This is a genomic window from Micromonospora chalcea, from assembly GCF_002926165.1.
Taxonomy (GTDB): Bacteria; Actinomycetota; Actinomycetes; order Mycobacteriales; family Micromonosporaceae; genus Micromonospora; species Micromonospora chalcea.
Map to the genome: position 1 here is coordinate 14,001 of NZ_MAGP01000035.1, position 19,774 is coordinate 33,774.

At 73.3% G+C, this 19,774-nt stretch carries 18 protein-coding genes; 8 read left to right on the forward strand and 10 right to left on the reverse strand.

Going from position 1 to position 19,774, the window contains the following annotated elements:
- Positions 1–172: 172 nt before the first annotated feature.
- Positions 173–517: an STAS domain-containing protein gene (locus tag BAW75_RS04620; RefSeq protein ID WP_043324565.1), complete on the forward strand. Its 345-nt coding sequence runs from the start codon at positions 173–175 to the stop codon at positions 515–517.
- Between the two features lie 43 nt (positions 518–560).
- On the forward strand, positions 561–908 hold the full coding sequence (locus tag BAW75_RS04625) for an STAS domain-containing protein (protein WP_244206012.1): 348 nt from the start codon (positions 561–563) through the stop codon (positions 906–908).
- 73 nt (positions 909–981) lie between these two features.
- On the opposite strand, the gene BAW75_RS04630 is transcribed toward BAW75_RS04625, so the two are convergent.
- Positions 982–1,296, reverse strand: a complete 315-nt coding sequence (locus BAW75_RS04630) for a hypothetical protein (RefSeq protein ID WP_030504313.1) — start codon at positions 1,294–1,296, stop codon at positions 982–984.
- Between the two features lie 183 nt (positions 1,297–1,479).
- Between BAW75_RS04630 and BAW75_RS04635 the strand changes: the two genes are divergently transcribed.
- The 3 genes from BAW75_RS04635 (at position 1,480) to BAW75_RS04645 (ending at position 4,432) form a co-directional block, all read left to right on the forward strand.
- Positions 1,480–2,451, forward strand: coding sequence for a DUF2267 domain-containing protein (locus tag BAW75_RS04635; RefSeq protein WP_104112759.1), 972 nt, complete (start codon positions 1,480–1,482; stop codon positions 2,449–2,451).
- A gap of 71 nt (positions 2,452–2,522) precedes the next feature.
- Positions 2,523–3,311, forward strand: coding sequence for a spermidine synthase (locus BAW75_RS04640; RefSeq protein ID WP_208635184.1), 789 nt, complete (start codon positions 2,523–2,525; stop codon positions 3,309–3,311).
- Between the two features lie 38 nt (positions 3,312–3,349).
- Positions 3,350–4,432, forward strand: coding sequence for an AI-2E family transporter (locus tag BAW75_RS04645; RefSeq protein WP_104112761.1), 1,083 nt, complete (start codon positions 3,350–3,352; stop codon positions 4,430–4,432).
- 25 nt (positions 4,433–4,457) lie between these two features.
- Here BAW75_RS04645 and BAW75_RS04650 read toward each other — a convergent pair whose 3' ends face one another.
- Positions 4,458–5,756 (reverse strand): NAD(P)/FAD-dependent oxidoreductase, encoded by a 1,299-nt coding sequence (locus tag BAW75_RS04650; protein WP_043324575.1) that lies wholly within the window; start codon positions 5,754–5,756, stop codon positions 4,458–4,460.
- A gap of 92 nt (positions 5,757–5,848) precedes the next feature.
- On the opposite strand from BAW75_RS04650, the gene BAW75_RS04655 reads away from it, so the two are divergent.
- Complete coding sequence (locus tag BAW75_RS04655; protein WP_244206013.1) at positions 5,849–6,043, forward strand: hypothetical protein; 195 nt, start codon at positions 5,849–5,851, stop codon at positions 6,041–6,043.
- On the opposite strand, the gene BAW75_RS04660 is transcribed toward BAW75_RS04655, so the two are convergent.
- The 5 genes from BAW75_RS04660 to BAW75_RS04680 form a co-directional block, all read right to left on the reverse strand.
- Positions 6,033–6,548 carry a GNAT family N-acetyltransferase gene (locus BAW75_RS04660; protein ID WP_244206014.1) on the reverse strand — a complete coding sequence of 172 codons (516 nt, stop codon included), beginning with the start codon at positions 6,546–6,548 and terminating at the stop codon, positions 6,033–6,035. The genes BAW75_RS04655 and BAW75_RS04660 overlap by 11 nt on opposite strands.
- Positions 6,549–6,729: 181 nt before the next feature.
- Positions 6,730–7,926, reverse strand: a complete 1,197-nt coding sequence (locus tag BAW75_RS04665; RefSeq protein WP_208635185.1) for a DDE-type integrase/transposase/recombinase — start codon at positions 7,924–7,926, stop codon at positions 6,730–6,732.
- Between the two features lie 245 nt (positions 7,927–8,171).
- Positions 8,172–10,640, reverse strand: a complete 2,469-nt coding sequence (locus BAW75_RS04670) for a transglutaminase TgpA family protein (RefSeq protein WP_104112763.1) — start codon at positions 10,638–10,640, stop codon at positions 8,172–8,174.
- Positions 10,641–10,656: 16 nt separating this feature from the next.
- Positions 10,657–11,955, reverse strand: a complete 1,299-nt coding sequence (locus tag BAW75_RS04675) for a DUF58 domain-containing protein (RefSeq protein ID WP_104112764.1) — start codon at positions 11,953–11,955, stop codon at positions 10,657–10,659.
- A gap of 1 nt (position 11,956) precedes the next feature.
- Entirely contained in the window at positions 11,957–13,012 is a 1,056-nt protein-coding gene (locus BAW75_RS04680) for an AAA family ATPase (protein ID WP_043329458.1), read from the reverse strand.
- A 401-nt stretch (positions 13,013–13,413) separates the two neighbouring features.
- Here BAW75_RS04680 and leuS point away from each other — a divergent pair, with 401 nt between their 5' ends.
- Entirely contained in the window at positions 13,414–16,254 is a 2,841-nt protein-coding gene (gene leuS, locus BAW75_RS04685) for a leucine--tRNA ligase (protein ID WP_104112765.1), read from the forward strand.
- A 46-nt stretch (positions 16,255–16,300) separates the two neighbouring features.
- Here leuS and BAW75_RS04690 read toward each other — a convergent pair whose 3' ends face one another.
- Genes BAW75_RS04690 through BAW75_RS04700 form a run of 3 tightly spaced genes read right to left on the reverse strand, consistent with a single transcriptional unit; the run spans position 16,301 to position 18,967 of the window.
- Positions 16,301–16,978 (reverse strand): TVP38/TMEM64 family protein, encoded by a 678-nt coding sequence (locus BAW75_RS04690; RefSeq protein WP_420914983.1) that lies wholly within the window; start codon positions 16,976–16,978, stop codon positions 16,301–16,303.
- Between the two features lie 29 nt (positions 16,979–17,007).
- The gene (locus BAW75_RS04695; protein ID WP_043329464.1) at positions 17,008–17,730 is read right to left on the reverse strand and encodes a type 1 glutamine amidotransferase; all 723 of its coding nucleotides are present in this window, start codon (positions 17,728–17,730) and stop codon (positions 17,008–17,010) included.
- A complete protein-coding gene (locus BAW75_RS04700) occupies positions 17,720–18,967 on the reverse strand; it encodes a MurT ligase domain-containing protein (RefSeq protein ID WP_064446416.1) in 1,248 nt (415 codons plus the stop codon). Before BAW75_RS04700 ends, BAW75_RS04695 begins: the two co-directional genes overlap by 11 nt.
- A gap of 355 nt (positions 18,968–19,322) precedes the next feature.
- Here BAW75_RS04700 and mraZ point away from each other — a divergent pair, with 355 nt between their 5' ends.
- Entirely contained in the window at positions 19,323–19,754 is a 432-nt protein-coding gene (mraZ, locus tag BAW75_RS04705; protein ID WP_013287610.1) for a division/cell wall cluster transcriptional repressor MraZ, read from the forward strand.
- Positions 19,755–19,774: the final 20 nt, after the last annotated feature.

The following is a 19,774-nucleotide window of genomic DNA, read 5'->3' on the forward strand; positions in this document are numbered from 1 at the left end:
TATGCCGGTACCGCCACCCAGCCGACGCTGCTGGGCCGGCCCGCGCGCGCCCAGCGGGGCGGTGCCGCTGTTGTTACGATCCAGGCATCCCTGCCCGACCGGCAGCGTGCGGAAAGGCGTGATGGTGGTTCCTCAACGCAGAAGGTCCGAGGCGACCCCGCTGAGCATCTCCGTGGATCGTTCCGACCCTGCCGTCCCGGTGATCGGCGTCGGCGGCGACCTGGCCTACGCCACCGCGGCGCCGCTGCGCGCGGAGGTCGACCGGCTGCTCGCCGGGCGTCCCGCGACGCTCGTGCTCGACTTCGCCGACCTGCTGTTCCTGGACAGCACCGGCCTGTCCGTGATCGTGCACGCCTGGCGGGAGGGGCAGCAGGTCGGCACCCGGATCGAGCTGCGCGCGGTCCCGCGGTTCCTGGAGACCATTCTCGACCTGACCGGCGTCACCGGCCTGCTCGACCGTGCGCCGGTCGACGACCGGACCGGGCCGCCCGCCACGGGTTCGGCCGCCTCCGCGTGACCCCGGGGGTTTCCCGCCGGGGTCCGGCTGGGAACATGGGAGCGTGCCCTCCCAGATGCTGACCATCGAGGTGGACCGGCTCGACGCCGGCGCCGTCCGGGTGCGGCTGGCCGGTGAGCTGGACTACGACACCGCCCCGGAACTGGTCGAGGCCGTTGCGCGGCTTCGCCGCGACGGCTGCCAGGAGGTGGAGCTCGACTTCGGCGGCGTGGTCCTCTGCGACTCGTCCGGGCTGAGCGCGCTCGTGGTGATCCACCGCTCCGGCACCGGCGCGGTCCGGCTGCGCAACACCAATCCGCAGGTACGGCATCTGCTGGACCGCACCGGCCTGGCCGAGCTGCTGGCCGCCCCGCGCCGCGACGTGACCGGCGGCGCCCGCGAGGTGGGATGACGCGCGGCACGCCGTTGGCGGGAAGGGGTGGCCCCCGGCCCTGGGACCAGGGGCCGGGGGCCGGGAGGATGGCTCAGGCGGCGGGCGCGGCCTGCCGGCGCGGGCCGGTGGTGTGCGGCTCTCCCACGATCGGGGCCTCGGCGTCCTCCGGCGCGCCGGAATCGGGCGTCTGGAACAGGTAACGGACGAAGTCTCCGGTAGCACCGTCGTCGTCCGCGCCCGGCCACTGCCCGACGCAGTCGACGCCGATCACCTCACGCCCGGTGCCGTCGTGGTGCTCCAGCAGCGCCCAGAGGGTCACCGGGTAGCAGCGGGTGACGTCCGGGCCGATCCGCCAGCGGGCGTACCACCCGGGACGGGCGGGGACGATCTCCACGATCCGTTTCATGTCGACCTGCCCTTCCGCGTGCGTCGGAAGTTGTCCGGTCCATCCGATCCTGCCGCCCGCCGGGGTGACCGCTCCTCACCCGCAGCGAGTGAAGCCTCCGCCGGGCGGGCCTCCCGTTAGCTTCCCGGCAGCGCCGGGAACGCGGTCGGCGCAAGCGCAACCGACCAGGAACGAGGTGCGACGATGCGCAAGCAGATGGAGGGCGACAACCAGCGCCGCCGGGCTCTCGCCCGCGAGGCCCGCGAGCGAGGGCTGCGGCCGAGCCAGACCGGCGCCAGCCTGAGCGCGTCCAAGCAGGTCACCTCGCTGGACCGGCACGACCGGTCCGGCCCGCCGCCGGCCGGACGGCACAAGCCGGACACCACGCGCGGCGGTCCCGCGCGGCCGCCGGTCGCCGTCGCGGAGCAGCAGCGCCCGCTGCCGGACCCGACGCCGTCACCCGGGGTCTCGATGAGCTACCGGGATCTCGTCGACGACGTGAGCCGGCGCGCCGGGGTGGACTTCACCACGGCCAAGGTCGCCGCGGAGGGCACCGTGCTGGCCCTGGCCCAGGCGCTGGACGAGGTGGAACGGGAGCGACTGCTGGAGGCGGTGCCGCTGACCCTGCACGACGTGGTGCCGGTCTACGGTATGGAACCCCGCCGCGACCTGCCCGGATTCCTGGCCGAGGTCGGCCGCTACAGCCGCCTCACCCCGGAGCAGGCGCGCTACCAGGCCGAGGCGACGCTCGCCGCGCTCAATGAGGCCGACGCGGAGCTGGTCGAGTCGCTGCGCGTACCCGACGAGTTGCGTGACCTGCTCGGGCCGACCGACTTCGGCGGCGGCCTGGTGGGCGCGTCCTCGGCCACCGCGCCGCTGACCGAGCCGGAGCTGCGTGACGCGCTCGCGGCGCTGCCCTACTGGTCCAGCGACCGGCGGTCGCTGGTGCGCACGATCGAGTTGCCCGGCGGCAACCTGGACCGGGTGCTCGACCGGCTGGACCAGCTCAAGGCCGAGGCCGGGCGCGCGCCGCAGATCGGGCGGCCGGACCCGGACAACGCCGTGCTGACGGTCCGCACACAGCAGGTCGACGGCGTGACCGCGGCGGACGTCGACCTCGCGCACCGGGTGGACGCGGCAGTCGACGAGGCCGGCGCCGGGATGGCGGCCGGCTGACCCGGCGGCGGAACGGTCCCGGTCCCCCGCGGGCCGGGGCCACCCGTGGCCGGGCGGTACCGTGTGCCGCCGTGGATCACGACGACACCGAGACCCTGGAGATCGTGGTGGACCCGGCCCGCCCGTCCGGGCGCACGCTGCTGGCCGACGGGGTCGAGCAGTCGTACGTGGACGTGGCCGACGCCCGGTACCTGCACTTCGAGTACGTGCGGCGGATCGCCGCCGCGATCGACCTGGCCGCCCCGCGGGGGGCGGCGCTGACGGCGCTGCACCTGGGCGGGGGCGCGCTCACACTGCCGCGCTGGCTCGCGCGCACCCGGCCCGGTTCCGCGCAGCGGGTGATCGAGCGGGACCCGGGCGTGGTCGACCTGGTCCGGCGGAAGCTGCCGCCGCTGCCGCCGGAGGTGGTGGTCGCGATCGGTGACGCCCGGGAGGCGGTCACCGAGGCGCCGTCCATGGCGTACGACGTGGTGGTGGCCGACGTGTACCGGGCGGCCCGGATGCCCCCGCAGGTGGCGGCGGTCGAGTTCGCGGCGCAGGTGGCCCGCGTGCTGCGCCCGGACGGCATCTATCTGATCAACCTCACCGACCTGCCGCCGCTGGCGCACACCCGGGGGCAGGTGGCCACGCTGCGGGCGGTGTTCGCCGACGTCTGCCTGGTGGCCGACCGGCGGATGCTGCGCGGACGGCGGTACGGCAACGTGGTGCTGGCCGCATCGCCCACGCCGGGACGGCTGCCGGCGCGCCGGCTCGCCGCCCGGGCCGCCGCCGATCCGGTGCCCGGAACCGTGCTGCACGACGCGACGCTCGACGCGTTCGCCGCCGGCGCCCTCCCGGTCACCGACGCCGACCTGGGCTGAGCCGGTTTTCCGGCCCGCGCGGCGGGTAGCCGCGCCGGATGAGCACCGCCGACGACCGGTCCACCGCGCGCCGGACGCTTGTCGTGATCGGGCTGGTCCTCGCCACGGTGGTCGGGCTGGCGCTGGTCTGGGCGACCCGGCGGGTGCTGGTGTGGGGTCTGGTGGCGGTGTTCTTCGCGGTCGCGCTGAAACCGCTCGTGGACCGCCTGCAGCGGCGCGTACGCCGCCGCGCGCTGGCCACGCTGCTGGTGTTCCTGGCCGCGTTCGCGCTGTTCGCCGCGGTCGGCGCGCTGATCCTGGTGCCGCTGGTGGACGAGGTGGCCCGCTTCGCCGACCGGCTGCCGGAGCTGGTGCGCGAGGCCCAGGCCGGGCGGGGACCGGTCGGGCGGCTGCTGGACCGCTTCCACCTGCTCCGGTACGCCGAGCCGGGCCAGCTGCGCCGGTTCGGCTCGCGGCTCGGCGATCCGACGGTCGGGGTGGTCCGCAGCGTGGCCCAGGCGGTGACCGCGCTGGTCACGGTGGTGGTGCTGGCGTACCTGATGGTGCTGGAAGCGCCGAAGATCGTCGCCGCGACGCTGCGGCTGGTCGGCGACGGCCCGGCGCGGCGGCTGCGGCGCATCGGCCGTGACTCGTCCCGGATCGTCACAGGCTACCTCAGCGGCAACGTGCTGATCAGCGTGATCTGCGGCGGCCTGACGTTCGTCGTGCTGTTCCTGCTCGGCGTGCCGTTCGCCGCGGTGATCGCGCTGACGGTCGCCGTGGTGGACCTGATCCCGCTGGTCGGCGCCACGCTCGGGGCGATCGCCGCGGCCGGGGCGGGATTCGTGCACTCCCCCACCGCCGGCATCGTGGTGCTCGTCTTCTTCGTGGTCTACCAGCAGGTGGAGAACCATCTGCTGCAGCCGGTCATCATGGCCCGCGCGGTGCGGCTCAACCCGTTGACGGTGCTGGTCAGCCTGCTGCTGGCGGTGGTGCTGGGCGGCCTGGTCGGCGCGCTGCTGGCGATCCCGGCGGCCGGCATCGCGCAGGTGCTGCTGCGCGAGTTCGTGCCGGCCGGGCGGCAGGCCCTGCCGGAGCCGGCCGACGGCGAGCCGGCGCAGCGGCCGCCGGCCGGCGGGTGAGGGCCGGCCGGCGGGTGCGCGGCGTTCAGCGGCGGCGGGCCAGCTCCGGTGACTCGCTCTCCAGCGGCACCGCGTTGGCCGGGACCAGGCCCAGTTGCACGGCGGGGCGGGGCAGAGTCGCGTCGAGCGCCCAGTCGGCGGCGACCCGGGGCCGGTTACCGGGCATGGCGAGCAGGTGGTAGCCGCGGGTGACGGCCTTGGCCGGCAGCCCGGCCAGCGGGACCTTCAGCGGGTTCGCCGCCGCGTCCTTGCCGCCCAGGTCCACCACCCAGCCCAGGTCGTGGTGCTTGTACGACTTGCGCACGCCCTGCCCGTAGGAGGCGGCGATGTTGTGCGCGGCCAGCTTGCCCTGCCGCTGGGCGTGCTGCGCGGTCATCGCGCACACCTGCCCGGGGCGGGTCGGATCGGGCACGGCGGCGGCGTCGCCGCAGGCGAACACCTCCGGGAAGCCGGGGACGTTGAGGAACTCGTCGACCACCAGCCGGCCCTTCTCGGTGCGCAGCCCCAGCTCGGCCACGAACGGGTCGGGGCGTACGCCGACGCACCAGACGAGGCTGCACGTCGGGACGTACTCGCCGTCGGTGAGCATCACCCCGTCCGGGGTGGCCTCGGCGACCGAGGTGTTCATCCGCACGTCCACGCCGCGCTTGCGCAGCACCCGGTCGGCGGTGACCGACATCCGGCGGTCCAGTTCGGGCAGCACCCGTGGCGCGAGGTCGAGCAGCATCCAGCGCGGCCGGACCTTCAGGTGCGGGCGCTGGGCCATCAGCCGGTCGGTGAACAGCTGCCCGTGCGCGGCCACCTCGGTGCCGGTGTAGCCGGCGCCGACCACCACGAACGTGGCGCGGGCCCGCTGCTCGGCCGGGTCCTCGGTCAGCTCGGCCAGCTCGATCTGCCGGACCACGTGATCGTGCAGGTACAGCGCCTCGGGCAGGCCGCGGAAGCCGTGGGCGTACTCGGTCACGCCGGGGATCGGCAGCAGCTTGTTGACGCTGCCGACGCTGAGCACGAGCCGGTCGTACGCGAGCTGACCGTGGTCGCCCTCGATCGAGCGGTAGCCGACCCACCGGTTCTGCAGGTCGACCCGGTCCGCCTCGCCGACCACCACGCGGACGCCGTCGAGCGTGCCGGCGAGCGGCACCGCGATCCGGGTCGGCTCCACCACGCCGGCCGCCACCTCGGGCAGCAGCGGCAGGTAGAGGAAGTAGTCGGTCGTGTTCAGCAGGACGATCTCGGCCCGGTCGCGGGCCAGTCGGCGCAACGTCTTGGCCGCGTGGTACCCGGCGAACCCGGCCCCCACGATCACCACACGTGGTTTCGTCATGCCTGCTGCCGTTCCCGGGCAGACCTGCGACAAACGTACCCAAGATCCATCCATCAGCGGCTATATGGACATTCCTCGCGATCGACGCGAGGATGTACCGCCTCCGCCGCGGGGTGCTGCCGGTCGGCGACGTCACCGAGGTGACCGTCGACCTGTCCAAGGACAACGTGTTCCTCGGTGTGCGGGCGGTGGACCGGGCCAGGCACCACAGCCCGGTCGCCTTCCCGAAGCCGGGCAGCTGGGGCTGCTCAGTTCGGCGGCGGCGCGGCTCGGGCGTCAGGCGGTGATCGCCCAGCGTTCGTGGTCGCGCCACGCGCCGTCGATGAACAGGTAGTCCGGGGAGAAGCCCTCCAGCCGGAAGCCGAGCCGACGCGCCAGCCGCTTCGACGGCTCGTTGCCGGGCTGGATGTTCGCCTCCAGCCGGTGCAGCCCCAGCGGCCCGAACGCGTACCCGATCACCAGGCGCACCCCGGCCGAGGCGTGCCCGGTCCCGGCGTACGGGCGGAACGCCGCGTATCCGAGGTAGCCGCCGCGCAGCGCGCCCCGCACGATGCCGCTGATGTTCGCGTACCCGGCGATCTCACCGCTCTCCCGGTCGCAGAACAGGAACCCGGAACTGTCCCGCCGCCGGATCTTGCGTAGGTACGCCGCGTACAGCTGCGTGTCGTCCGGCGCGGACAGCCACGGATGGTGCAGATCACGGCTGCGCCGGGCGGCGGCGACGAACTCCGCCTCGTCGGCGGGGCGGGGGCGGCGGATGGCGACACGGCCGTCGCTGCGCAGATAACGCACCGACCCACTCTCGGCCACCGCCCCCATTCCGCCCCACCCGGGTCAGCTCCGCCACCCATGTCCTACTCACCGGGAGCACTGTTCCACCTCTCAGGACCACAAGAGATCTTGGAAGGAACGCGCCCCTATAGGAGTTGTCATGTCCCGGGACATGTGTCAACGGGAAGTCCCGATAGATGTGTCAGGGGTTGTGGATCGTGGGGGTGGGGGTGAGGGGGATGTAGTTCTTGTCGGGGTTGAGGTGGAGGTAGCCGATGGGTTGGCCGTCGGGGTGGTAGATGGTGACGTGGTTGTTGTCGCGGATGGCGGTGACGGTGGTGCCGGCGTGGGTGGTGCCGACGCTGGTGCGGTGTCCGGCGACGGCGATGGCGCCGTTGCTGGCGACGGGGCAGTGGTGCAGGGTGGCGTCGGTTTGCAGGGGTGGGCTGGTGGGTCCGCCGAGGGTGGGTGCGTGGGTCCAGGCGTGGGTGGGTGTGGTGCGGTGGGGTAGGGCGCTGTGGCGGCGTTGGGTGTTGTAGTAGCGGCGGTAGGTGTCCAGGAGTGTTTGCAGGGCGGTGAGGGTCTGTGGTGGGGGTTGGGTGCTCAGCCATTTTTTGAGGGTTTGGTGGTGGCGTTCGACCTTGCCGCAGGTTTGTGGGTGGTAGGGGCTGGAGTTGATCGGGCGGGTGCCGTGGTCGATCAGGGTCTGCACGAAGGTGGAGATTGATCCGGGTCGGGTGCGGCGGCTGGTGAACGCGATGCCGTTGTCGCTGAGCACGATGGCCGGCACGCCGTAGGCGGTGAACGCCTGTCTGATCGCGGTGATCGCGGCTCGGGCGGTCTCCGCGGCGGCGGCGTGGCAGGCGACCAGGGTGCGGGTGCAGTCGTCCAGGACGTCGAAGACGACGACAGTGCGGCCGTCGGCGAGTTTCACTTCGGTGGCGTCGATCTGATAGCAGTCGCGGGGCCGGGCATAGCTGAAACGCCGCCACGAGCTACGCGGTCGTTTAGCCGGAGTAGCCACGAGCAGGTCATGTCGGGCCAGCACCCGGTTGACCGTCGAGCGTGACGGCACCGACCAGGACGCGTCGGTGCGCCGGCGCACATCGTCCAACGCGTCTCGGATGAAGTCAGCCCCGTTGTCCGGGCCCAGTTCAGCGCGCAGTTTGCAGATCCACGCGTCCACCTCCGGCGGCGTGACCCGCGGACTGGTACGCGGCCGCCGGGATCGTTCCTGCCACTGACCCTCGGCCCGGATACGTGCGCGGTGCCGGTACACCGTGCGCACCGACACCCCGTGCTCACGCGCGAACTCGGCCGCGTTCACCCGAACCCCCGCCGCCAGCAGCGCGTCCAGCAGGTTCATCACATGCCGCCGAGAAGCCATGCCCGGCAGCACATACCACCCGACCCAAGATCCCTACCACGTGACACATGTATCGGGACTTCAACGCTGACAGATGTCATGGGACTGAACAGCCGCTATAGGGGCCGTTTCCTACCAAGATCTCAAGCGCCCCCGCTCCCCACCCCGTCACCTCGCTGAGCAGTCGGTGATCAAGGAGTTTGTGTCCGGTCGGAGGCCTCGCGGAGACACAAACTCCTTGATCAACGGGCCGGGGGCGGGGGGACGGGGCGGGACGGTCAGCGGGCCGTGCGGCCCGCCAACAGGCGGCGTGGGCTCCAGCGCAGCATCTGCGTCCGGGCCTGCCCGCTCGTGGTGACGATCCGGGCCGACTGCTCGGCCAGGGCGGTCCGCCAACGCTGGATCACCGACGGGGGCAGCAGCGCGGCCAGCAGCCGGGTGCGGCGGTCGGCCCCGGCCGCGAGCGCGCCCCGGACCGTCCGCAGCGCCGGTTGCAACTCCGCGCCGGCGAGCGGGTCCCGCGCGTACCGGGCCCGCTCCTCGGCCCGGCCCAGCAGCCGTACCCCGGTTGCGGCGTCGCCGTTCTCGGTGAGCGCCTCCCGGGCCAGCCGCTCGGCGGTCGCGCGGGGGGTCTCCGTGCGGTCCACCCGGACGTGGAAGTCGACGAGCGTGTCGAGCAGCTCGTCCCAGGCGGCGTGCGCGTCGGCGCGGGCGGACTCGGCGTCCACGCCGACGACGACCTCCCGTGTCTCGCCCCGCTGGCCCGGCACCGCGAGCGCGGTGGCCGAGGGCGCCCGGACCCGGACGCGCCGGCGGCGGCGCAGGGTGGAGCGGCGCAGCCCCGGTACGGCGAACAGCGCCAGCAGCGCCAGCGCCGCGGCCAGCCACCACGGCCACACCCGGTTCTGCTCGGCCGGGTCACCTCCGCCCAGGGACAGGCCCTGGTCGGTGTCCTTGTCGAGCCGGTCCGCCTCGTTCGGGCCGGCCGACGGGTCGGCGGCGCCGGGAGCGACGGTGCTGCCGGGCGACGGGGTGACCTCCTCGGGGGCGTCGGTGTCCGGCGCCCAGGCGGAGCGGACCGAGCCCTGCACGCTCGCCGCCGGGGTGGCGTCGAACGGCACCCAGCCGATCCCGTTGCCGAAGTTGACCTCGGTCCACGCGTGCAGGTTGCGGTTGGTCAGCACGTACGTGCCGCCGTCGGACTTGCTGCCGTTGGTGAAGCCGACAGCCACCCGGGCCGGAATGCCGGCGGCCCGGACCAGCCAGGCCATCGCCGCCGCGTACTGCTGGCAGTAGCCGACCTTGGTGGCGAGGAAGTCGGTGATGTCCTGCCCGCTGCTGCCGTCGCGGGTGGACAGCGAGTAGGTGAAGCCGTTCTCCACGGAGAAGTACTCGTAGATCGCGCGGACCTTGTCGTAGTCGTTCGACTTGCCCCTCACCAGCTCGTCGACGAGCTCCTCGACCTCCGGGACCGACGGCCGCTCGGTCTGCTGGCGCTTCACCGGGCTGTCCGCGGGCAGGGACGGGGCGGCGCGCAGCGCCGCCGGGCTGAACGTCGAGCGCACGTACTCGAACGAGTAGCTCTTGCCGCGGGCGTTCTCCCGGTTGGAGAAGACTATCTGCTGGCTCGAGTCGTACAGCCAGTTGCCGTTGAGGTCGTCCGCCTTCACCGGATCGGCGTAGACCGGCAGCAGCGGCATGTTCAGGTTCTTCGACACCTCGACGGTGGCCTTGTAGCGCTGCCGCTCGACGCCACGCGGGGTGCGCTCGCTCGGGTCGGGCAGGCCGCGGGAGACCGGCCGCCCGGTGGGCACGCGCGCCTGGAAGCCGCTCGGCCGCAGGTCGTCGACCACGCCGAGGCGCAGGTAGAACGGGCTCGGCTCGTTGGTGCTGACCTTCACCAGCTCGGTTTCCTGGCTCTGGTTGAGCTGGCCGCTGAGCGCTGCGAACAGGTCTATCCGGCCCGGGCTGCCACCCTGGCCGGGCCGGCCGTTGCCCTCACCGGGCCCGGCGCCGACGTTGTTCATCAGCCCGCCGGTCATCCCGGGCACGGCCAGCGGCAGCGCCACCGCCACCGCCACGCCGACCACTGCCAGCCGGCGGCCCGCCGCGGCCAGCGGCGACGCCTCCCAGACGTCGACGTCGCGTCCCTCACCGGTGAACCGGCGGCCGAACCGGCGTACCCGGTCGACGTTGTCGGTGACCAGCAGCCACAGGTAGCCGGCGGCGCCCACCACGAACGGGGTGGCGGGGACGCTGTCCAGGTAGACCGCCACCGGCACCGAGTAGATGGCGAGCATCGGCAGGCCGGCCAGCGCCGGCCGGCGCAGCCCGACCGAGAGGACGTCCACCACCACGGCGACCGCGCCGATGCCGAGCACCGCGAGGAACAGCAGCGAGTCGACGTCGGGCACCTTCACGCCGTACGAGCGCATGTCCTCCAGCGACGCCTGCGTCAGCTCGCCGAAGTGGGCGAACGTGCCCGGGGCCGGGATGAACGCGAGCAGCTCGGCGCCGCTCGGGAAGATCCACGTCAGGCCCAGGGTCAGGCCGGCGAGCATCGCCAGCACCTGGCCCCACAGCGGCGCCCGGGCCAGCCGGCTCAACGCGGCCGAGCCGGCCACCACGGCGACCACGATGGTGGCCTGGATCAGCCACGTCCAGCGTTCGAAGATCGCCGACAGCGGGGCCGCCGCCAGCAGGGTCGCCGCCGCGGCGACGAACCCGATGTTGCGATGGGGGGTCACGGGAGCTTCCTTCCGGTCATCGCATGCCTCCGGCGACCGGCTCGGCCAGGGCCGCCCGCAGCGCGAATCCCTGCGATCCGCGCCCGGCCTGCGGCCACAGCACCGGCAGACGGCTGCCGTGCTCCACCCCGATGACCCGCCAGCCGCTCTGCAGCAGCGCGAGCGCGGCGGCGCCGTGCGCCCGTTCCGCCTCGGTGCGGGCCTTCGGCGGCAGGTTCAGCCAGGTGTTGCTGTCGAGCAGGAACGCCACACAGGTCGCGCCGTTGCCGCGCAAACCGGCCAGCAGCTCCGCCTCGGCGGCGCCGAGCGTGCCGAGCAACGCGATGATCAGGCCGCCGTCGGCCCGCTGCCGGACCTGCTGCACCAGCGTGGTGATCTCGCCGCGCCGGTCCAGGTGCACGTCGGCGAGCTGGTCCAGGAGCAGGCCCTCACCGCCGGCCTCGGTCGCCGCGACGTCGGCGCCGTTGCCGGTGACCAGGCGCAGCTTGTAGCCGGCCTGGCGCAGGTGCACGGCGATGCTGGCGGCCGCCGAGACCGCCCACTCGAAGCTCGCCGTCGGCCCCTCGCCCCGGTGCCCGGCGGCGCGCGTGTCCAGCACGACGGTGGCGCGGCTCTCCCACGGCTGCTCCTCGCGGCGCACCATCAGCTCGCCGGTGCGGGCGGTGGACTTCCAGTGCACGCGGCGCAGGTCGTCGCCCATCCGGTACTCCCGGGTGGCGGCGTCGTCCTCGCCGTGTACCGCTACCGAGCGGGCCCGGCTGTCGCCGCTGCCGGCGTACTCGCCTGGTAGCCGCACCGACGGCAACGGAGTGACCTGCGGGATCACCGTGAGGTGGTCGGTGCTGGGGAACGAGCGGGTCAGCTCGCACAGCCCGAACGGGTCGGTCAGCCGGATCACCAGCGGGCCCACCTCGTAGCGGCCGCGCACGTCCGCCCGGACGGTGTACGCCACGGAGCTGGCCTGGTGCGCGCCGAGCCGCTCCAGCACCACCCGGGGGCGGCTGCCCAGCGCGTACGGCAGGCGGTCCTCCAGCAGCAGCGTGCCGGTGGGCAGCCGGGACAGGTTCTGCAACCGCAGCACCACGCGGGAGCTGGCCCCGACCGGCACCCGGTGCGGCTCCAGCGACCTGTTGCAGGCCAGCTTGTACCGGCTGCGCCCGACGTACGCGGCGGCCAGCAGCGGCAGGACGGCGAGCAGGACCGCCACCCGGAGCAGGTCCTTCTCGCCCAGGATGCCGGCGGAGATCGCCGCGGCCACCGCGGCCGCCAGGAAGGAGCGGCCGCGGGTGGTCAGCCCACGCAGGCCGTCGCGCACGTCACGGCCTCCGCGGCTCGTACGGCCCGCGGCCGTTGTTGCCGCCGCCGGGGCGGGTGTCGTACGGCGAACGCTGCCGGTCGTGCGGGAGCGGCAGGCGGTGCACCAGCTCGGAGACGATCGCGTCGGTGGTGCGCCGGGCCAGCTGGGCGTCGGCGGTCGGGATGATCCGGTGCGCCAGCACCGGCACCGCGAGGACCTGAAGGTCGTCCGGCAGCACGTAGTCGCGGCCCTCCAGGGCGGCCACCGCGCGGGCGGTGCGCAGCAGCTGGAGCGTGGCCCGCGGGGACGCGCCCAGGCGCAGGTCCGGCGCCTCCCGGGTGGCGGTGACCAGGTCGATCGCGTACTGCTTGACCGCGTCGGCGACGTGCACCTGCCGGACGTGACCGATCAGCCGGCGGACGGTGGCCGCGTCGGAGACCGGCCGCAGCCCCGACAGCGGGTCGGTGGCGCCGTGCCCGTCGAGCATGGCCAGCTCGGCGCGCGGGTCCGGGTAGCCCATGGCGATGCGGGCGGTGAACCGGTCGCGCTGCGCCTCGGGCAGCGGGTACGTGCCCTCCATCTCGATCGGGTTCTGCGTCGCGATCACCATGAACGGCGTCTGCAGCTGGTAGGTGACGCCGTCGACGGTGACCTGGCGCTCCTCCATGCACTCCAGCAGCGCCGACTGGGTCTTCGGCGAGGCCCGGTTGATCTCGTCGCCGACCACCAGGTTGGCGAAGACCGCGCCGGGGCGGAACTCGAAGTCGTGCGTCTCCTGGTTGTAGACGCTCACGCCGGTGACGTCGCTGGGAAGCAGGTCGGGGGTGAACTGGATCCGCCGGACCGAGCAGTCGATGGACCGGGCCATCGCCTTGGCGAGCTTGGTCTTGCCGACGCCGGGCACGTCCTCGATGAGCAGGTGGCCCTCGGCCAGCAGCACCGCCAGGGCGAGCCGGACGGTGGCGGTCTTGCCCTCGATGACCTGCTCGATGTTGGCCACGATGGCCTCGCTGGCGGCGCGGAACTCGTCGTGCGGCAGCAGACCGCCCACCTCGTCCCAGGTCTGTTGTGTCACGGGCCTCCTCCTCGTCGCCTGGACGGCAGCTCTTTATAGAGCACCTGGACCCGCCGTTGGGTTCGCGACGCCGAGCCACGTCTGCCGCAGTAATCTCACTGGCCTCTCAGGCTAACCATGTTTGTCGTTACTGCCGACTCCCGCAGGTGGTCGGTCGGTTACGCCCGGAATATTCGCCGGACCGGGGGACCGGCCGCCCCGGGCGGAACGGGCGCGCCGCCGCCGAGGGCTGCGAGGTACACTGCCTGCATGGCCGGGTTCTTCCTGCTTCTTACCGAGCCGTGTTGATGCGCTGAATGCGCGACAGCACGGCCGCCCCTCCTGCGCGAGGGGCTTTTTTGTGCCCGCAGCAGACCGCCCACAATTTTTTCGAATCGCCCGATCCGCGCCGAGGAGACGCCATGAGTGAGGCAGCCGCACCGGCGACCGACATTCCCCCGTTCCGGTACACCGCCGCACTGGCCGACGAGATCGAACACCGCTGGCAGGACACCTGGGAGCGGGACGGCACCTTCCACGCGCCGAACCCGACCGGCCCGCTGGCCGACCCGGGTCATCCGCGCGCGGGCGCCGAGAAGCTGTACGTGCTGGACATGTTCCCGTACCCCTCCGGCGCCGGCCTGCACGTCGGCCACCCGCTGGGCTACATCGGCACCGACTGCTACGCCCGCTACCAGCGGATGGCCGGGCGCAACGTGCTGCACGCGATGGGCTTCGACGCGTTCGGCCTGCCCGCCGAGCAGTACGCGGTGCAGACCGGCACCCACCCCCGCACCACCACCGAGGCGAACATCGAGCGGTACCGGGCGCAGCTGCGCCGGCTGGGGCTGGGCCACGACGAGCGGCGGTCGGTGGCGACCATCGACACCGACTTCTACCGCTGGACGCAGTGGATCTTCCTGCAGGTCTTCAACTCCTGGTACGACACGGACGCGCGCAGGGCCCGGCCGATCGCCGAGCTGATCGCCGAGTTCGAGGGCGGCACCCGCGCCACCCCGGACGGGCGGCCGTGGGCCGAGCTGTCCGTGGGGGAGCGGCGGCGCGTCGTCGACGACCACCGCCTGGCGTACGTCTCGGAGGCGCCGGTCAACTGGTGCCCGGGCCTGGGCACCGTGCTGGCCAACGAGGAGGTCACCGCCGACGGCCGCTCCGAGCGCGGCAACTTCCCGGTCTTCAAGCGCAACCTGAAGCAGTGGATGATGCGGATCACCGCGTACGGGGACCGGCTGCTGGAGGACCTGGACACACTGGACTGGCCGGAGCCGATCAAGCTGCAGCAGCGCAACTGGATCGGCCGGTCGACCGGCGCGCACATCGACTTCCCGACCGCCGCCGCGCCGGTGCGGGTGTTCACGACCCGGCCGGACACCGTCTTCGGCGCCACCTACATGGTGCTGGCCCCCGAGCACGAGCTGGTCGACGTGCTGACGCCGGCCGCCTGGCCGGAGGGGACGAAGGACGCCTGGACCGGCGGGCACGCGAGCCCGCGTGAGGCCGTCGAGGCGTACCGGAAGGCCGCCGCGGCCAAGACGGACATGGAGCGGCAGGCGGACAGCAAGGAGAAGACCGGCGTCTTCGTCGGCGCCTACGCGACCAACCCGGTGACCGGCGGGCAGATCCCGATCTTCATCGCCGACTACGTGCTGGCCGGGTACGGCACCGGCGCGATCATGGCGGTGCCCGCGCAGGACGAGCGGGACTGGGACTTCGCCGAGGTCTTCGAGCTGCCGATCGTGCGGACCGTGCAGCCGCCGGAGGGCTTCGCCGGCAAGGCGTACACCGGGGACGGCCCGGCGATCAACAGCGCCGCGCCGGAGCGCGGCATCGACCTGGACGGCCTGGGCGTCACCGAGGCCAAGGCGCGGATCATCGAGTGGCTGGAGGCGAACGGACACGGCGCCGGCGCGGTCACCTGGCGGCTGCGCGACTGGCTGTTCTCCCGGCAGCGTTACTGGGGCGAGCCGTTCCCGATCGTGTACGACGAGACCGGCGCGCCGATCGCGCTGCCCGAGTCGATGCTGCCGGTCGAGCTGCCCGAGGTGGAGGACTTCTCGCCGAAGACGTTCGACGCCGACGACGCCGACAGCAACCCGGAGACCCCGCTGTCGCGGCGGCGCGACTGGGTCGAGGTGGTGCTGGACCTGGGTGACGGGCCCAAGCGCTACACCCGCGAGACCAACGTGATGCCGCAGTGGGCCGGCTCCTGCTGGTACGAGCTGCGCTACCTGGACCCGACCGACTCGCAGCGCTTCGCCGACCCGGAGAACGAGGCGTACTGGATGGGCCCGCAGCGTCCGGGTGACTGCGGCGGCACCGACCTGTACGTCGGCGGCGCCGAGCACGCCGTGCTGCACCTGCTGTACGCGCGCTTCTGGCACAAGGTGCTGTACGACCTGGGCCACGTCTCGTCGTTCGAGCCGTTCCGCCGCCTGTTCAACCAGGGCATGATCCAGGCGTACGCGTTCGTCGACCCGCGCGGCGCGTACGTGCCCGCCGAGGAGGTCGTCGAGGTCGACGGCCGCTGGTTCCACGGCGAGACCGAGGTCCGGCGCGAGTACGGCAAGATGGGCAAGTCGCTGAAGAACGTCGTCACCCCGGACGACATGTGCGCGGCGTACGGCGCGGACACGTTCCGGGTGTACGAGATGTCGATGGGCCCGCTGGAGGTGTCCCGCCCGTGGGAGACCCGGGCGGTCGTCGGCTCGTACCGGTTCCTGCAGCGGGTCTGGCGCACCGTCGTCGACGAGCAGACCGGTGAGCTGCGGGTCACCGACGCGCCGGCCGACGAGGCGACCCGGCGGCTGCTGCACAAGGCGATCGACGGGGTCCGCGCCGACATGGACGGGATCCGGTTCAACACCGCCATCGCCAAGCTGATCGAGCTGACGAACGGCCTGACCCGGCTGGCGGAGACGCCGCGTGAGGTGGCCGAGCCGCTGGTGCTGATGGTCGCCCCGTTCGCCCCGCACATGGCGGAGGAGCTGTGGCGCAAGCTGGGTCACGAGCACTCGCTGGCGTACGCGGACTTCCCGGTCGCCGACCCGGCCCTGCTGGTGGCCGAGTCGGTCACCTACCCGGTGCAGGTCAACGGCAAGGTCCGGGGCCGGATCGAGGTGCCCGCCGACGCGTCCGAGGAGACGGTCCGCGCGGCGGCGCTGGAGGCGGTGGCCGGCACCCTGGCCGGCAAGGAGCCGCGCAAGGTGATCGTGGTGAAGGGCCGGATGGTCTCGGTCGTCGTCTGACCCGGCGGGTGGGCGTGTCCACACGCGGGACACGCCCACCCGCCGGTCAGGTCGCGCGGCGTCGCCGTCCGGCCCGCCACCAGCGGTGGACGATTAGCACGCTGGCGATCAGGCCGAGGCTCGCCGGCGCGGCCGCGTACCAGTTGATCGAACCGGGACTGGTCACCGCCGCGCCGATCGCCGCGTAACCGATCGCGGTGGGGGCGGAGGCGATCACGCTGCCGGCCAGGAACGGCCCCACCCGGGCGGCGGTGGTGCCGTAGCCGTAGCTGACCAGGCCGAACCCGGCGATCGGCAGCAGCCGGACGGTGATCACGCCGAAGACGCTCTGCCGGGCGAACCAGCCGTCGAGGCGGGCCAGCCGGCCGCGTACCCGCTCGGCGACGAAGTCGCGCCCGAGCACCCGCCCCACCGTGAAGCCGAGGGCCGCCGCCAGCAGCGCCGCGCCGAGCGCGTACGCGGCGCCCTGCACCGGGCCGAAGATCGCGCCCGCGGCCAGCGTGACGAACGTGCGCGGCACCAGAGCCACCAGCAGCAGCGCGCCGCCGAGAACCGCCGCGGGCGGGCCGTAGCCGCCGAGCGAGTCGGCGAGCCGGGGCAGGTCGGCCGGATCCGGCCGCGGCACCAGCAGCAGCGTCACGCCGAACCCGGCGAGCAGCAGCAGGAGCAGCCCGAACCGGCGCGCCGAGGGCTGCCGCAGCAACCCGGCGAGCCGGCGGGCCACCGGTCGCCGCCCCGGCCGGGCGGCGTCGGTCACGGCCTCGGGGCGGCGGCCACCGCGGTGCGGCGTTCGGAGCGGAGCCGGTCGGCCCAGGTGTCGTCGAGCGGCGGAAGCTGGTGGATGCCGGTCGCCCAGCGCAGCAGCAGGTCGGCCAGGTCGGGGTTGCGCGCCAGCGCCGGGCCGTGCGAGTAGGTGCCGAGCAGCTTGCCCCGCCACGCGCCCTCGGTGGCGCCGTCGTTGCCGACGCCCGTGGTGACCCGGGCCAGCGGGGACACGCCGGGGCCGAGGTGGGTACGGCCGCCGTGGTTCTCGAACCCGGACAGGTGCGGGATGCCCAGCCGCGGGTCGACCTCGCCGGCCAGCTCGCCGACGGCCCGGGTGGGGCCGCGGTCGGAGGAGAGGTCGAGCAGCTCCAGGCCGGCGCACTGGGTGCCCTTGGCGAAGAAGGAGGTGCCGAGCAACTGGTAGCCGGCGCAGACGCCGAACACCACCGAGCCCTGGGCCACCGCCCGGTGCAGGCCGCCGTCGGCGATCAGGCGCTGGGCGCCGAGCGCCTGCGGGCCGTCCTCGCCGCCGCCGAGCAGGTAGATGTCGGCGGTGGCGGGCAGCCGCTGGTCGGAGCGGACCTCCAGCACCTCGACCGGCATGCCGCGCAGCTGGGCCCGGCGGGCCAGGATCAGCGCGTTGCCCCGGTCGCCGTAGGTGGACAGCAGGTCGGGATAGATCCAGACGATGCGCAGGCTCTCAGTTGACACGGTCCAGCTCCGCTCGGATGTCCTGGAAGGCGGTGTAGTTGGCGATGACCTCCAGCCGGCCCGGCGGCACCGCGCGGACCGCCTCGTCGAAGCTGCGGACGTGCTGGAACGGCACGCCGTTGACCTCGAGCCGCACCGCCAGGTCGTACGCCCGGTCGCCGGTGATCAGCACCTGCCGGCCGGTCAGCGGGGAGAAGTCCACGTCGAACAGCCAGGACGTGTCCAGCCCGTCGGGGTCGCGGGCGTTGATGGACAGCAGTGTCGGCGCGACGTCGGCCATGTCGAACGCCTCCAGCCAGCTCGCCGGGTTCTTCGCCAGCAGCAGCCGGATGTTGCGCCCGTCGCGGTTCACCTGGGCGTAGCGCCCGGCCACCGAGGTGACGGTGCCGAGCCGGGAGACCGCGTCCACCGGGCGTACGCCGAACTCGGCGGCGACGGCCAGGGCGGTGGCCGCGTTGCCGAGGTTGACCTTGCCGGGGAGCTGAAGCTGGATCTTGTGCCAGGCGCCGGTGGGGTCGAGCACGCCGTCGTCCTCGACCGTCCAGTTCGGCTCGGGGCGGCGCAGCGGGCAGCCGGTGCACCACCACTGCTCGCCGGAGCGCTGGATGGTGGAGCCGCACTCGGGGCAGACCCAGGAGTCGTCGTGCCAGCGCTGCCCGGCGCTGAACCAGGTGACGTGCGGCGGCACGTGGCCCTGGGCCGGGTCGGCCGGCGGGGTGGCGGCCCACACCACCATCGGGTCGTCGGCGTTGGCGACCACCCGTACCCGCGGGTGCCGGACCAGGGCGGCGCGCCAGAGCTGCGCCATCATGGCGACCTCCTTGGCGCGGTCGAGCTGGTCGCGGGAGAGGTTGAGCAGCGCCACCACGTGCGGCTCGGTCGCCTCCAGCACCTGGGCGAGGTAGTGCTCGTCCACCTCCAGCACCGCGTACGGCGTGCTGCCGGCCTTGGCGAGCGCCGAGGTGTGCCCGGTGGGCATGTTCGCGCCGAAGGAGTTGGTGGCGACCCGGCCCAGCACGCCGACCGCGGCGGTGGTGAGCCGGGTGGTGGTGGTCTTGCCGTTGGTGCCGGACACCAGGGCGATGGCGCGCCCGGCCGAGAGGTGGGCGAGCAGGTCCGGGTCGATCTTGAGGCCGATCCAGCCGCCGATCACCGAGCCGTCGCCACGGCCCGCGGCCCGCGACAGCGCCGCGGCGGTGCGCGACACGGAGCTGGCCACCTTTGCCCGCAAGGGCATCTTCGCGTCCGTCACGCGAGCGAGGTTACCGGACCGCCACCTCCACCAGATCGCCGCCGACGGCGAACCGTTCGGCCGGGGACGTTCCGGCGGACGGGTGGAGCGCGCGGGGCCGGACGGCGTCGGTCGATGTCGGGTAGCGGACGGTGCCGGGCGCGCCCCACCCCCTCCACTCCGCCCCACCCGCGTTGACGTGCGGTTTTGCGCGCGGAAACGCCACGCCGCGCGGGCGATTCTGGTTGCAGGTGGAGGGAAGTGGAGTAGAGTGGGGCGCGATGGTGAGGCCGGGAGGGCCACACCGGCCCGGGGGGTCAGCGGCGCCGCGAACGCCGCTCAGGGCGAGGGGGTTGGGCCGATGTTTCTCGGCACCCACACTCCGCGCCTGGACGACAAAGGCCGGTTGATCCTGCCGGCGAAGTTCCGGGACGAACTGGCGGGGGGTGTCGTGATCACCAAAGGGCAGGAGCGCTGCCTCTACGTCTTCCCGATGCCCGAGTTCCAGCGGATCGCCGACCAGTTGCGCGCGCAGCCGATGACGAGCAAGGCGGCCCGGGCCTACAGCCGGGTCTTCTTCGCCAGCGCGCACGACGAGGTGCCGGACAAGCAGGGGCGGGTCACCATACCCGGCCACCTGCGGTCGTACGCGGCACTGGACCGGGATCTGGTCGTGATCGGAGCGAGCACCCGGGTGGAGATCTGGGACAAGGCGGCCTGGGAGGCCTACCTCGCGGAGAGCGAAGACGACTTCGCCGACATCGAGGAGGGGGTGCTGCCCGGCGGTCTGTAGGGCGTGACGGCGCCCGACGT